At 43.9% G+C, this 13,202-nt stretch carries 14 protein-coding genes and 1 riboswitch; of the genes, 11 read left to right on the forward strand and 3 right to left on the reverse strand.

Annotated elements, in window-relative coordinates:
• Window positions 1-50 precede the first annotated feature (50 nt).
• Together JQM82_RS11370 and JQM82_RS11375 are read left to right on the forward strand one after the other, a co-directional pair.
• Window positions 51-641, forward strand: a complete 591-nt coding sequence (locus JQM82_RS11370; protein WP_235250462.1) for a M48 family metallopeptidase — start codon at window positions 51-53, stop codon at window positions 639-641.
• 103 nt (window positions 642-744) lie between these two features.
• A complete protein-coding gene (locus JQM82_RS11375; RefSeq protein WP_235250450.1) occupies window positions 745-1,344 on the forward strand; it encodes an SAM-dependent methyltransferase in 600 nt (199 codons plus the stop codon).
• Window positions 1,345-1,600: 256 nt separating this feature from the next.
• Here the strand turns inward: JQM82_RS11375 and JQM82_RS11380 are convergent, their stop codons facing one another.
• Both JQM82_RS11380 and JQM82_RS11385 read right to left on the reverse strand, forming a co-directional pair.
• Entirely contained in the window at window positions 1,601-2,971 is a 1,371-nt protein-coding gene (locus JQM82_RS11380) for an APC family permease (RefSeq protein WP_235250451.1), read from the reverse strand.
• Window positions 2,972-2,995: 24 nt separating this feature from the next.
• Window positions 2,996-3,685 (reverse strand): cysteine hydrolase family protein, encoded by a 690-nt coding sequence (locus JQM82_RS11385; RefSeq protein WP_235250452.1) that lies wholly within the window; start codon window positions 3,683-3,685, stop codon window positions 2,996-2,998.
• A 260-nt stretch (window positions 3,686-3,945) separates the two neighbouring features.
• On the opposite strand from JQM82_RS11385, the gene JQM82_RS11390 reads away from it, so the two are divergent.
• From JQM82_RS11390 to JQM82_RS11430, 9 genes are all read left to right on the forward strand, one after another.
• The gene (locus JQM82_RS11390) at window positions 3,946-4,695 is read left to right on the forward strand and encodes a response regulator transcription factor (RefSeq protein ID WP_235250453.1); all 750 of its coding nucleotides are present in this window, start codon (window positions 3,946-3,948) and stop codon (window positions 4,693-4,695) included.
• Window positions 4,696-4,707: 12 nt separating this feature from the next.
• A complete protein-coding gene (locus JQM82_RS11395) occupies window positions 4,708-5,928 on the forward strand; it encodes a PocR ligand-binding domain-containing protein (RefSeq protein WP_235250454.1) in 1,221 nt (406 codons plus the stop codon).
• Window positions 5,929-5,998: 70 nt separating this feature from the next.
• Window positions 5,999-6,475 carry a methylated-DNA--[protein]-cysteine S-methyltransferase gene (locus JQM82_RS11400; RefSeq protein ID WP_334302963.1) on the forward strand — a complete coding sequence of 159 codons (477 nt, stop codon included), beginning with the start codon at window positions 5,999-6,001 and terminating at the stop codon, window positions 6,473-6,475.
• 47 nt (window positions 6,476-6,522) lie between these two features.
• Window positions 6,523-6,620: riboswitch (purine riboswitch) on the forward strand.
• A gap of 103 nt (window positions 6,621-6,723) precedes the next feature.
• Window positions 6,724-8,115, forward strand: coding sequence for an NAD(P)/FAD-dependent oxidoreductase (locus JQM82_RS11405; RefSeq protein ID WP_235250455.1), 1,392 nt, complete (start codon window positions 6,724-6,726; stop codon window positions 8,113-8,115).
• 41 nt (window positions 8,116-8,156) lie between these two features.
• Window positions 8,157-8,417, forward strand: a complete 261-nt coding sequence (locus JQM82_RS11410; RefSeq protein WP_235250456.1) for a glutaredoxin domain-containing protein — start codon at window positions 8,157-8,159, stop codon at window positions 8,415-8,417.
• 22 nt (window positions 8,418-8,439) lie between these two features.
• Window positions 8,440-9,150, forward strand: a complete 711-nt coding sequence (locus tag JQM82_RS11415; protein ID WP_235250458.1) for a Type 1 glutamine amidotransferase-like domain-containing protein — start codon at window positions 8,440-8,442, stop codon at window positions 9,148-9,150.
• 124 nt (window positions 9,151-9,274) lie between these two features.
• On the forward strand, window positions 9,275-10,021 hold the full coding sequence (locus JQM82_RS11420; protein ID WP_331472889.1) for an SDR family NAD(P)-dependent oxidoreductase: 747 nt from the start codon (window positions 9,275-9,277) through the stop codon (window positions 10,019-10,021).
• 208 nt (window positions 10,022-10,229) lie between these two features.
• A complete protein-coding gene (locus JQM82_RS11425; protein WP_235250459.1) occupies window positions 10,230-10,943 on the forward strand; it encodes an HAD family hydrolase in 714 nt (237 codons plus the stop codon).
• 46 nt (window positions 10,944-10,989) lie between these two features.
• Complete coding sequence (locus JQM82_RS11430) at window positions 10,990-11,997, forward strand: alpha/beta hydrolase (protein ID WP_235250460.1); 1,008 nt, start codon at window positions 10,990-10,992, stop codon at window positions 11,995-11,997.
• A 20-nt stretch (window positions 11,998-12,017) separates the two neighbouring features.
• Here the strand turns inward: JQM82_RS11430 and JQM82_RS11435 are convergent, their stop codons facing one another.
• Window positions 12,018-13,064, reverse strand: a complete 1,047-nt coding sequence (locus JQM82_RS11435; protein ID WP_235250461.1) for an Rpn family recombination-promoting nuclease/putative transposase — start codon at window positions 13,062-13,064, stop codon at window positions 12,018-12,020.
• Between the last annotated feature and the right edge of the window lie 138 nt (window positions 13,065-13,202).

A 13,202-nucleotide genomic window follows, 5' to 3' on the forward strand; every position in this document is an offset into this window, starting at 1 on the left:
ATCATATATGTGTCAATGATGTTAACAGAAAGAAGAGAATCAGACAGAATATGAGGAAAAATATAGAGAAAAACTCAGAGAAAGATATAGAATATACAATCATTCGTTCTGACAGAAAGACGATCGGACTGGAGGTAAAGCCGGACGGACAGGTGATCGTCCGGGCTCCGGGGAGGCTGTCAGAATCAGAGATCCGGGAATTTGTGCAGAAACACAGAGCGTGGATATTAAAACATCAGGAGATGACCAGGGAGAGAGCAAAAGAACGCCGGGAGGTCAGAAAGCTGACGAGGCAGGAGATTCAGAAGCTTGCAGATCAGGCAGTGGAGGTAATTCCGGAAAGAGTCGCTTATTATGCACCGAAAGTTGGCGTTACGTATGGAAGGATTACAATCCGAAACCAGAAGACCAGATGGGGAAGCTGCAGCAGCAAGGGAAATCTGAATTTTAACTGTCTGCTGATGCTGACACCTCCGGAGGTGATAGACAGTGTAGTGGTGCATGAACTGTGCCACAGAAAAGAGATGAATCATTCGAAACAATTTTACCAGGAAGTACTGCGTGTATATCCGGATTACTGGAAATGGAACCGGTGGCTTAAGGAGAACGGGCGTTTCCTGCTCGCTCATTTGCAGGAATAAGGCAGAGGTTTTTCTTATCTGCAGGAGTAAGGCAGAGGCTTTTTTGCCTGCAGGAGTAAGGCAGATATTTTTATAGAAGCGTTCGAGGAAAGGAAATGCAACCATGAATGAAGAAAAATGGGACAGGCTTTTGCAGATAAAGACGACGGGAAGAGACGATTCACACGCGGATCAGTATCGATATCCCTACGAACCGACGCCGTATCCGGTACTGGAACGCCTGGCGAATACCGGATATATCCGAAAAGGAGATAAACTGCTGGACTATGGCTGTGGAAAAGGACGCGTAGATCTTTTTTTGGCTTATCAGACCAGATGTCAGTCTGTCGGAATTGAATATGATGAACGAATCTGGGAAAAAGCGGCTGCCAATCAACGCTCCGGTGTATCGGGAGGAAGAGTTGTGTTTGATCTGGCGAATGCAGAGAATTACGAGATCCCGGGAAGCGTGAATCGTATCTATTTTTTCAATCCCTTTTCTCTGGAGATATTGCAGAAGGTAATTCGGCGGATTCTGGAATCGTATTATATATCACCAAGAGAGATTCAGATGTTTTTTTATTATCCTTCAGATGAATATGTTTCGTATCTCATGATGATAGATGAATTCCTGTTTTTGGATGAGATTGACTGCAGGGATCTGTTCCCGGGAAATGATGACAGGGAACGGATTCTGATATTTGAATTGCAGGGGGCAGAGTAAAGGGGCGGTTGATCAGAGTAAGCGGGGGGTGAACAGAGCAAGCGGGGCGGTGATTATCGTAAATTACCATCGAAAATTACCAAAAGGAATTTATACATGCAAATAATTGAAGTAAAATCCATCAGGAAACAAGATATCGAGTTTGTGATTGGAAACAGCCATGTGAATATGTGGCAGGAAAATGAGATCTCAGATACCACACGGGAGTGTCGCATTTGCGGCACTCCCGTGTTCTGTAGAGGGAGATGTTGGAATTTTAATATCCCTTATCAATATCGTCAGGTGTTAATGTAATAAGTGCATGTTCTTTTGGATCTTTTTTGCGGTATTGTCCCATAACCATATACATTGCCACACCGAGCAGACAGTAGATAATCAGAGAGATATATCCTCCGATTGCAAGCTCCAGACAGGATCCAATGATAACCCAGACGGAGATCAGCATTCCAAGAATGAATATGATAGTTCCACCGGGAACTTTGTAAGGACGTTTCCAATCCGGATGTTTCTTACGAAGCACCAGTGCATCCAGGCAGCAGACAAAGTAAACAAGTCCGGCTGCGATACAGGAAACTGCGTAGATATATTGTACCCAGTTGTCTCCACTGAAGATGCAGAAGAATATGGTAAATGCAAGAACAACGAAGTTAGCAACGACCGGCTGTCCTTTTTTATTGAGTTTAGCAAATGCTTTTGGAAGCTGGTTTAACTGGGCTGCTCCATAAAGAACTCTTGCGGAAGAAGTCCAGAATCCCATAAGTGTAGTCGTCGCATGAAGAATTCCGGCAACGATTGCCATGATGGCAACTATTTTCGGCAGGGAATACATTGCAACGAATTCCGGTTCCGGCATGTTCATTGCAGCAACGATATCCCAGGATCCCATTCCGCCGATGGCGATTACAACAATGAAGTACAGAAGGGCCGGAACGAATAATGCGGACAGAATGACCTTCCACATCTTGGATACCGGGAAGTTGGTTTCTTCAATCATGGTTGGTGTCATTTCAAATCCAATGAATTTCAGAGAAAAGACGGCCATTGCTACGAAGATTCCCTTGAATCCCTGTGGGAAGAATCCACCGTTGGCTGTCAGGTTTCCTGCTGACCAGTGTCCGCTGAACAGAAGCGTGCAGCTTACGATCAGAGACATGATGATCATTGTAAAGAAGAAGATGTTGGCAAGCATTCCTGTGATGCCTACATTAAAGTTAGACATGATATACCATAATACAACAATCGCGATAGCAATCCAGATCTGCATATTCTGTGGAATCGGGATAAAGTAGCCAAATGCCGTAATAAAGATGAATGCCATCATCGGCGGTTCTACTACCTGTACCAGGAACATCATCCACTGTGCAGCGAATCCGGTCTTATGTCCAAATGCACTGGTTGTCCAGATGTCTACAGATGATGCAAACGGGAGCATTGCTGTCAATTCAGCAAATGTAAGACCTACCGGGATCAAAAGAATTGCAAGGATCGGGAAGATCAATGCTGCTCCGGCACCGGTTACGGAGAACCAGTAAGGAGCTTCTGCCAGCCAGCCTCCGATTACGGCTCCGGATGCCAGTGCAATCATAGATATAAAACTCAGGTTTCTTTTTAATTTTTGTTCTGCCATAATACCACCTCTTTCTTATGTATCTTATTCCAAAGCTGCTAACAATTCATCTGTATTGATGACATGACAATAGATATTATTCAGAATCTCCAGTTCGTTGTCCTGAATCTTCTGTGTGGATGCCATGCAGGCATCTTCGATGAGCCATACCTTGAAGCTTTCGTCAGCCAGACTTCTGACGGTACCGGATACACACTGATCGGTCAGTACACCTGTACATACGACGGTATCGATTCCCATATTGTGAAGCCACAGACGAAGTGCGGTACCGGTAAGTGCACTGTCGGTTGTTTTTGTAACAACAATCTCGTCCTCCAGCGGTGCAAGTTCAGGAACGATCTCCGCACTTGGCGTTCCCGGAGGAAGGAGAAGTTCATTATATCCGGTCGCTTTCTGATCCAGTGAACGGTCGCTTCCGCATTTTTTCTGGCACTGAATCTTGGCAAAGCAGACTTCCATGCCTTTTTCGCGGAATGCCTTTAATAATCTTGCATTGTTTGGGACAACGACCTCATCAATCTTGCTGTAGAAAGGTTCCCATCTTTCGGCTTCTTTTTTTTGTTCCTCTGTCGGATTGTCGTAAGAAGGTCTTGTAATAAATACATGCTGCATATCAATTACTAACAATGCAGTTTTGGCCTTGTCAATTACGATCTCACCCATGTCAGTATCATTTTCATAATAAAAAGATACATGTCTGTCATTTACTCTCATGATTCAAATCCTCCTTTTCATTGTGAAAACATATTAACATAAGAAAAATATTGATTCCACAATTCGATAAATAGACAATAATTATCGCAAATCATAACGTAAAATAGAATCTTATTTTGCATTTTTTGATGATATGTTTGCATTTTTTGTGCTATGTCAAGTATACTTTATACATCCAGTGTTAAAAATTGTACAATTGAATTGCAAGTGTTATATGGTGAGTGACAGGGAAGGAAGAGTATCAGGAAAGGAGAGGAAGCATGCGAAAAGTACTAATTGCAGATGATGAAGAAATTGAACGTCGTTATCTGGCCAATCTTTTTGAGAAGCATCGCTCAGAATACCAGTTGGTAGGCGAAGCCCGTAATGGAAAAGAAATTATTGAACTGGCCGGCCAGATGAGACCGGATATTATTATCATGGACATTAATATGCCCCTGATGAATGGGCTTGAGTCTGCTTATCAGATTAAGAAGAAGTTTCCGGAGATCCTGATTCTTTTGAATACAGCTTATGCGGAGTTCGAATTTGCAAGACGAGCAATCGAATATAATCTGGATGCATATCTTTTAAAACCGGCAAAAGAAGAGAAGATTCTTCAGACGATCGACAACTGTATGAAAAACGAAAGGCGCAATGTATCCGGATCTTCCGAATATACAGAACGATATGCATATAAACAGAGTGGGGCTTCCAATGATGCTGTTGATCAGATTATGATTTATATCAATGAAAAGTTTCAGACAGCGCTGACTTTGGAGGAACTTGCTGCTCTTGTACATTTCAGCCCTTCTTATCTTTCCAAACTGTTTCATCAGACAACAGGTCTTACGATTAAAAATTATATTACAATAAGAAGGATTGAACATGCAAGATATTTGCTGAAAAACAGTGAGTTATCTATTCAGGAAGTCGCTGTAAACAGTGGATTTTCGAATGTTTCCCACTTTAACAGGGTGTTTCGGCAGCAGACTGGAATGTCTCCGCTGGAGTTCCGGCATCATTTGTAGGGGAGGAGAGAGATGCACACATTAAATCTGAGAGATATTATTACAGAAACGTTTCAGGATGAAATACAGTCCTCCTTTTCTCTTGCGACCGGATTTGGAGTGGTATTTACAGACGCGGAAGGAAAGCATATTGGTCCGGGAGGAAATTTCTGCAGATTCTGTGATAGGATTAATGAAACAGAAGAGGGAGCACATTATTGTGCCATGTCTAATAAGCATGCAATAGAGATTGCAATGGAGACGAAGAAGCCGTGCATCTATATCTGTCATGCGGGTTTGGTAAATATTGAGATTCCGCTGGTCTTTGAAGGGAAATGTGTCGGTGCAATTACTGCGGGTCAGGTTCTTTGTTCAGAAGAAAATTCTTATCCGAAGGATGAGATTGCATCGGAACTGAACTGGCTGAAAGATCCGGTGCTGGCAGCAGATTATCAGGATATTATTGTTATGGATTGTCGGCAGATCGAGGCGGCAACAACGGCTCTGTCAACAATTACCAATTACATCATTCAGAGTGTTGCCTATACGCAGATGCAGGAGAAGCTTGCGCGACGGACAGAAGAATTACTGAAAGCGGAAAACAGAAGGATTGAACTGGAAAAGCAATTGAATCTGGCACAGCTGGATGCACTGCAGAAACAGGTAACGCCACATTTTATATTTAACGTCATTAATTCGGTCTCCCGGCTGCTTTCGTTAAAAGAGTATGATACTGCAGAAGAGATGCTAAATTCATTTGCCCAGATGATGCGTTACAGTCTTGCCGATCTGAAAAGCTCGGTGACGTTACGGCAGGAACTGGATTATATTCGTAATTATCTGGCTATCCAGAATATTCGGTTCGGAGATCGGATCCGGTATGAGATTACCTGTGATGAAGCATTGAAGGACCGATATATCCCGTTCTTCTCTCTTCAGCCGCTGGTGGAAAATTCGATTGAGCATGGTCTTTTATGCAAAGCCGGAGGCGGGAAACTGATGCTCAGCTGCCGGAGGCGAGATTCTGGAGATAAGATCGTGATAGAAGATAATGGCGTGGGGATCGCTCCAGAGGAACTACAGGTTCTTGTGCGGCGCCTGTATGGAACGGCACCGGAGCAGACAGAGCATGTGGGCTTATATAATTGTTATAAGAGGCTGCATCTGATGTTTGGGGAAAGGCTGTCATTTCAGCTGAAGAGTCAGAAAGATACAGGAACAAAAATTACGATTCAGATCAATGAGGTGATATAACGTGAAAATATTCTATGAAAAAGAAGCTGGAACAGCACTGTTTCAGTGGAAATATCAGACCCCGGGGCACATGGATGACATGATTATGTGCAGTGACGGGGAGTATCTGACCGGACTGTGGTTTGAAGGATCAGAGGACGCTGACAAATATGTGATAAACTGCGAGGAAAAGGAACTTCCGGTGTTTCTGGAGACAGAGCAATGGCTGGATCAGTATTTTTTCGGAAAGGATCTACTGAAAGTTCCGCCGATCCGGATCCATAATATTACGCCATTTCGGCAGGAAGTCATAGAGATTATGAACATGATTCCATATGGACAGACTATGACCTATGGAGAGATTGCAAATAAGATTGCAAAAAGCAGGGGATTGCAGAGGATGTCTGCACAGGCCGTTGGCGGTGCTGTGGGATGGAATCCCATCTGTATCATCATTCCCTGCCACCGCGTGATCGGCACCGACGGAAGTCTGACCGGTTACGGCGGAGGGATACGGAATAAAATTGCGCTGCTGACCCATGAGGGGAGCTATGTAGAGAAACGATAATTCTTCAGGAACAGTGGCGTCATTTTGAATTGACACAGGATGCAGGTGCATATATAATAAATGAAGATTGTATAAGCCTGTAATCTGGTCAGGCGTTTCTACCAACTACCTTGAATAGTTGTCTATGATCCTGAGATTATCGCAACTGTCCGGGGTATTTTTTTGCCCTCAGAACACTTGTTTTGCGGTTTGCAGTATATTTTCAGTAAAGGAATGCATGATAGAAAGTGAAAGGAAAGGGAATCAGTATGAAGAAATATGATGTCATAATTATCGGAGCCGGTCCGGGAGGGATCTTTGCAGCTTATGAGCTGACGAAGAAAAAGCAGGGACTTTCGGTGGCAGTGTTTGAGGCGGGACATAGTCTGCCCGGAAGAAAATGTCCCATTGACGGGGAGAAGGTAAAGAGCTGTATTCACTGTAAAACCTGTTCTATTATGAGTGGATTCGGGGGTGCGGGAGCATTTTCCGATGGGAAATATAACATTACCAATGATTTTGGCGGAACGCTGTACAGGCATATCGGTAAGAAAAGTGCAATTGAACTGATGGAATATGTGGATAAGATCAATCTGCAGTACGGAGGAGAAGGAACGAAGCTGTATTCGACCGCCGGCTCCGGATTCAAGAAGATCTGTATGCAGAATGGGCTGCATCTTCTGGAGGCCTCTGTGCGTCATCTGGGAACCGATATCAATTATGTGGTACTGGAGAATCTCTATGCGACACTGGAAAAACAGGTTGATTTTTACTTTGATACACCGGTGCAGACGTTGGAAAGTCTGGAAGACGGGCGGTTTCGGATCTGTGCGAAACAGGAGCAGTATGAAGGAGATTACTGTATCGTTTCTGCAGGAAGAAGCGGAAGTAAATGGATGGAGTCCGTGTGCCGCAGCCTGGAGATTCCGACACTGTCGAACCGGGTGGATATTGGAGTCCGTGTGGAGCTTCCTGCAGTGATCTTTTCGGATCTGACGGATGAACTCTATGAAAGCAAGATTGTCTATCGGACCAGACAGTTTGAGGACAATGTACGAACATTCTGCATGAATCCGAGAGGTGTCGTTGTAAATGAAAATACCAACGGTATCGTGACGGTGAACGGACACAGTTATGAAGGAGAAGATAAGAAGACGGATAATACGAATTTTGCGCTGCTGGTTGCAAAGCATTTCTCTGAGCCGTTTAAGGACAGTAATGGATACGGGGAAAGTATTGCACGACTGTCCAATATGCTGGGAGGAGGCATCATCGTGCAGCGGTTCGGAGATCTGGTTCGCGGAAGACGTAGTACGACATCCAGAATCGAGGAAGGGCTGGTAACGCCGACACTGGACGCAACACCGGGAGACTTAAGCCTTGTTTTGCCGAAACGAATCCTGGACGGTATTATAGAGATGATCTATGCGTTGGATAAGATCGCACCCGGAACGGCCAATGATGATACATTGTTATATGGCGTGGAAGTAAAGTTCTATAATATGGAAGTGTCCGTAGATGAGAATCTGGAAAGCAGATATCCGGGACTTTATTTTATCGGCGACGGAAGCGGAGTGACACATTCTCTTTCGCATGCATCGGCCAGCGGGGTCTATGTTGCAAGGCATATTGCATGCAAAGAAGACGGAAGTCTGGTATAATAACCTCATCTATACAACGATGCAGAAAGGAGAAGATAAGAATGAAACTGATTGTATACGGAACCAACGCCTGCCCGGATTGTGTGGAGGCAATTCAGAAACTGGATGAGAGAAAGGCAGATTATGTCTATCTGGAATTTTCCAATAACATGCAGAACCTGAAGCGCTTTCTCAAACTGCGGGATACGGAAGCTATCTTTGATGCTGTGAAGGAACAGGGAAAGGTTGGAATTCCGTGCTTTAAACTGGAGGATGGAACATTGACGCTGGATCTGGAAGAAGTTCTGGACAAGATCGGGTAGATGGGATGAACAGGAGGTATATATGGCAGCAGTATTTCTGACCAGCAGTCCGACGGGACCGCTGGATGGAAGCAGACCGGTGGATGGTCTGGATGAAATAAACGGATTTGTAGTGAACCTGAAGAAGTACTGGAAAGAAAAATCCAGATGTCTGATGATCACCGCTTCTCCGGAAGGTTATCCGGAGAATGATGAGATGACTTCTTTTTTCGCAGATGCAGTAGAAAAATCAGGGCTTTCGATCAGTTGTTTTGATCTGTGGGATGCAAGAACGACAGATTTTTCAGAGGAAGTACTTCATTCTTATGACGTGATCTTTCTTGGTGGAGGTCATGTCCCGACGCAGAATACATTCTTCTGCCAGATCGGTCTGCGGGAAAAAATACAGGATTTTAATGGAATTATTATCGGAATCAGTGCAGGCACAATGAACAGTGCGGACGTTGTGTATGCTCAGCCCGAGCTCCCCGGAGAGTCGGAAGATCCGGAGTATCAGCGCTATCTGAGAGGACTTGATCTTACAAAAACGATGATCCTGCCACATTATCAGATGGTAAAGGACAGTATGCTGGATGGTAAAAGACTGTATGAAGATATTACCTATCCGGACAGTATGGGTAAAGAGTTCCTGGTTCTTCCGGATGGAAGTTATCTGATGTGCATAGATGGAAAAGAAACCGTCTGCGGAGAGGCATGGCTGCTGAAAAACGGAACGCTCAGAGCCATTGTGTAGTGAGTTTTGATAAAAAGATATCATAATTTGAAAATAAATTAACAAAGTTATGGAAATAATGTGCCGGAAATAGTATAGTATACATAATTAAAAAGAATATCTGAGTTAACAGAAAGGAGAACTTATGATGCTAAAAGGAAAAGTAGCAGTAATTACCGGCGGAACTCGTGGAATAGGTTACGCAACTGTGCAAAAATTTCTGGGGAATGGAGCAAAAGTTGTGCTGTTTGGATCTCGTCAGGAGACTGTAGATAAAGCACTGGCCTCGTTGAAAGAAGAGAATCCGGAGTGGGAAGTGTCCGGAGCATGGCCGGATCTTGGTGATGCAGATGCAGTAGCCAAAGAGATCGAATCCATTAAAGAGAAATACGGAAGAATCGATATTCTGGTAAACAATGCCGGTATCTCTGACAGTACGAAGATTGATGACTATACTTCGGAAAAATTTGCGAAGATCATGCAGCTGAACGTAAATGCCATCATGAATGGTGTTATGCCGGTTGTTAAGATCATGAAAGAACAGGGCGGTGGCGTGATTCTGAATACCAGCTCTATGGTAAGCATCTGTGGACAGCCAAGTGGAGTTGCATATCCGACCAGTAAATCAGCAGTGAACGGACTTACATGGTCTCTTGCCAGAGAACTGGGGCCAAGCCATATCCGTGTCAATGCAGTAGCACCCGGAATTACGAAGACCGATATGGTGGCAGCACTTCCGGAGCAGATGATTCAGCCGTTGATCAACGCGATCCCTCTTCGACGTGTTGGTGAAGCAGAAGACATCGCCAATGCATTCCTGTTTTTGGCAAGTGATATGGCAAGCTATATCACGGGAGAAATCCTGTCTGTTGATGGCGCAATGAGAACTTAAAGAAGAGACAGGTGCCTGTACGATTCTTCTAAAGTTTTTCTATACGTTCATTATCTTTTTATCCCCCTTTGCATAGATTGTTATCTGGCATTATAGGGGGATTTTATTGTGTCATAAATTCTTGCCCAAGAATCAGTGCTTTTTCAGGATAATAGAGTATAATAAAGACAGCTGATAAGATGAAAAATTTCTTCGGAGGTAAAAAAAGATGAATCTGATATTCGATGTGGATGATACGATGTATGACTTGATGTGGCCATTTCAAAAAGCGTTTGAGAAGGTTCTGGCAGATAAAACGGATGTGGTCTGTGAAGCACTTTTTAGCAGGTCAAGAGTGTTTTCAGACATTATACTGGAAAAGGAAAAAGCAGGAGAGATTCGTTCGGAAGATGCATTTTATCAGAGAATGAAGCTGACTTGTGAAGATGCGGGATTTACGATTACCAGGGAAGAAAGTGCGGACTTTGAACAGGAATACCGATCTTATCAGACCAGGATCGAACTGTTTGATTTTATGAAGGAGATTCTGGATATCTGCAGGGAAAAGCAGACGCCGATAGCACTTCTCACGAATGGAAATCGAAAAAATCAGGGAAGAAAATTATCGGTTCTTGGTCTGGAACAGTGGTTTCAAGAAGACAGAATGTTTATCTCCGGAGAGATCGGACATCATAAACCGGATGTGCGAGCATTCCTGAAGATCCAGGAACAGCTTGAGCTTCCTGCGGAGGAGACATGGTACATCGGGGATTCCTATGAGAACGATGTAGTGGGAGCACACAATGCCGGATGGCACACGATCTGGTTCAATCACAGGAACCGGAGCTGCCCGGATGAGAAGAGTCTGGCGGATATAGAAATAAAAAGTGGAAAAGACTTGACCAGACTGATTCAAAGCTGGACTTCAGAGCAGGCAATCTAAGAGAAAGGCATAGGAACAACGAATCATAAAAGGAGCGAAAAAAGGCATGAAAAGAGAAAAGATAGAATTATGGGAAAAAGGAGAATATCAGTATCCTTTTGCAGGTGATTTTCTTCCGAATATCGAGGCGTATCTGCATGAAGATGAACAGACCCATCCGGCGATAATTGTAGTTCCGGGTGGAGGATATTCGATTGTTAGCCCGACGGAAGGAGAAATTGTTGCAAAGAGATTTTACGAAGCAGGATATCAGGCATTTGTACTGACATATTCAACGAACACATTTCAGCTTGAGCCGCTTAGGACACTGCCGCTTCGTGATATTTCCAGAGCGGTTCGGTATGTTCGGAAACATGCGGCGAAGATGAATCTGCAAAAGGATCGGATCGCATGCTGCGGATTCTCGGCAGGGGCACATCTGGTGGGAAGTCTTGCTGTTCATTATGAGGACATATTGTTAGAAGAAGAACCGGATTCGGAAGTATCCAATCGTCCGGATGCGACACTTTTGTGCTATCCGGTAATTACCAGTGGAGGGAAGGCTCACCTGGGCAGCTTTGAGCGTCTGTTTGGAACGGGCGCTTCTGAGGAGGAGCTGATCTGGGCAAGTCTTGAAAAGCAGGTGAAGCCGGATACACCTCCGGCATTTCTGTGGCAGACCATGACGGATGAGACCGTTCCTGTGGAAAACAGTATTTTGTATGCAAAAGCTTGCAGTGATGCGGGAATTCCCTGTGAATTACATCTTTTTATGGAAGGAAGACATGGGATGAGCCTTGCTGACGAAGACTGGGCAGCGAATCGTCTTGGAAAAGACAGCATATATACTATGATGCAGCAGTGGCAGACGCTGAAGATGCTCAATACACAGTCCCCGGATCGTGTTCCGGAGATGTATCGCAGAGCAGCGAAAGCTGAGACGCTCAGAGAGTTTTCTGCAGAGTGGACGAAGGCATCCATGAATGGCTGGACGCAGGAAAAACAGCATGCAGATGCGTCTGCTATGCAGTGGCCAGATCTTGCGCTTTCATGGCTGGATAAGATCCTGGTATAGCTAAAACCGGTACGAATGAATTACTTGTGACTTTTTTGATCGCCAAGCTCCTTCTTCAAAGCAAGAAGGAGCTTGCTTTGTTCTTCCAGAGTATTCTGCAGTTTGTGGATCGTTTGGTTTTGAGAGTCAATGGTTTGGTTTTGAGAGTCAATGGTTTGGTTTTGTGCATCGATGGTGTCCTGCATCTCGTCAATCATATACTGTACAGTGTTTTTATCTAACTTTGCTAATTCTTTGGAAAACATCTCCATCATCCTTTCCAGATTCAGACACAGCCTGTATATTTCCAGGTATAGATGCTCGAATTCCGGATAGGATTGAATCAGTTTCAGGATAGTGTCCGGTTCATCAATACACAGAAAAGTAAGCCATGCCTCAAGTTCGTCTGTGATTTCTTTGTTTTTATTATCCAGTGTTTGTCTGAAGATGTCAAGGGCGATAAAAACGTATTCTTGCAGGAGATTCAGACGAAGACCTGTGTCGGAGTGTTGTTTCATATGATGAAGATAGGTGTCTGGAAACTTGTGAAATTCGGGAGTGCTCTTTTCAAAAAATACAATGGTGTAGACTTTTTTTATATCCTTATAACTAAACTTTTTCCCTTTTTCTCCTTTCACACGTTTGTACTGTCGAAGAAGAAGATCAGACGAATAGCAGGCGCTGCGCTGGCCGGGAAAGGCATAACCGATTTTTTGCATTTCAACATTGGCGATGCTGCCATCTTCCAGTTCAACAACGATGTCCAGAACAAGGAGTGTGCATTCTGCGGCGATCCGGGAGGAATCTGAAGGAAGAACTTTTAGAATTGTAACCTGGAATCCCAGGATCAGTGAAAGAAGTTTTTCCAATCGCTCCGGTACCGTATCAGGGTTGAACAGCTCTTTAAAAAAAGAGTCATAGAGCAGTTTTATTCCCCGAATTCCAGTGCAGTAATCCAGAAAATCATTCTGATACTTATCTTCCCAACTGTAGAAAGTAGCGGAAAGATTGGGAGATGTATGGATTTCGGACAGTATTTCCTTACGGTCACGAATCAGGGGAAAATGTTCTTTTAATCGGTTGGACATAGGAAGATCCTCCTTTCAGATCATATCAGTTAGAAAATGTTTGATTCCTGCTTTGAAATGAAGCGGTGAAATATCAGATTTCAAAAGATAAAACAAAACAATAGAATGTGTATTAATGAATATAGTATAGTATAATAA

Origin of the sequence: Faecalicatena contorta (assembly GCF_021531995.1) — a bacterium.
Taxonomy (GTDB): Bacteria; Bacillota; Clostridia; order Lachnospirales; family Lachnospiraceae; genus Dorea_A; species Dorea_A contorta_A.

Coding starts and splice junctions, on each gene's coding strand:
- JQM82_RS11370 (WP_235250462.1), top strand. CDS start 51: ATGAGGAAAAATATAGAGAAAAACTCAGAGAAAGATATAGAATATACA.
- JQM82_RS11375 (WP_235250450.1), top strand. CDS start 745: ATGAATGAAGAAAAATGGGACAGGCTTTTGCAGATAAAGACGACGGGA.
- JQM82_RS11380 (WP_235250451.1), bottom strand. CDS start 2,971: ATGGCAGAACAAAAATTAAAAAGAAACCTGAGTTTTATATCTATGATT.
- JQM82_RS11385 (WP_235250452.1), bottom strand. CDS start 3,685: ATGAGAGTAAATGACAGACATGTATCTTTTTATTATGAAAATGATACT.
- JQM82_RS11390 (WP_235250453.1), top strand. CDS start 3,946: ATGCGAAAAGTACTAATTGCAGATGATGAAGAAATTGAACGTCGTTAT.
- JQM82_RS11395 (WP_235250454.1), top strand. CDS start 4,708: ATGCACACATTAAATCTGAGAGATATTATTACAGAAACGTTTCAGGAT.
- JQM82_RS11400 (WP_334302963.1), top strand. CDS start 5,999: ATGGATGACATGATTATGTGCAGTGACGGGGAGTATCTGACCGGACTG.
- JQM82_RS11405 (WP_235250455.1), top strand. CDS start 6,724: ATGAAGAAATATGATGTCATAATTATCGGAGCCGGTCCGGGAGGGATC.
- JQM82_RS11410 (WP_235250456.1), top strand. CDS start 8,157: ATGAAACTGATTGTATACGGAACCAACGCCTGCCCGGATTGTGTGGAG.
- JQM82_RS11415 (WP_235250458.1), top strand. CDS start 8,440: ATGGCAGCAGTATTTCTGACCAGCAGTCCGACGGGACCGCTGGATGGA.
- JQM82_RS11420 (WP_331472889.1), top strand. CDS start 9,275: ATGATGCTAAAAGGAAAAGTAGCAGTAATTACCGGCGGAACTCGTGGA.
- JQM82_RS11425 (WP_235250459.1), top strand. CDS start 10,230: ATGAATCTGATATTCGATGTGGATGATACGATGTATGACTTGATGTGG.
- JQM82_RS11430 (WP_235250460.1), top strand. CDS start 10,990: ATGAAAAGAGAAAAGATAGAATTATGGGAAAAAGGAGAATATCAGTAT.
- JQM82_RS11435 (WP_235250461.1), bottom strand. CDS start 13,064: ATGTCCAACCGATTAAAAGAACATTTTCCCCTGATTCGTGACCGTAAG.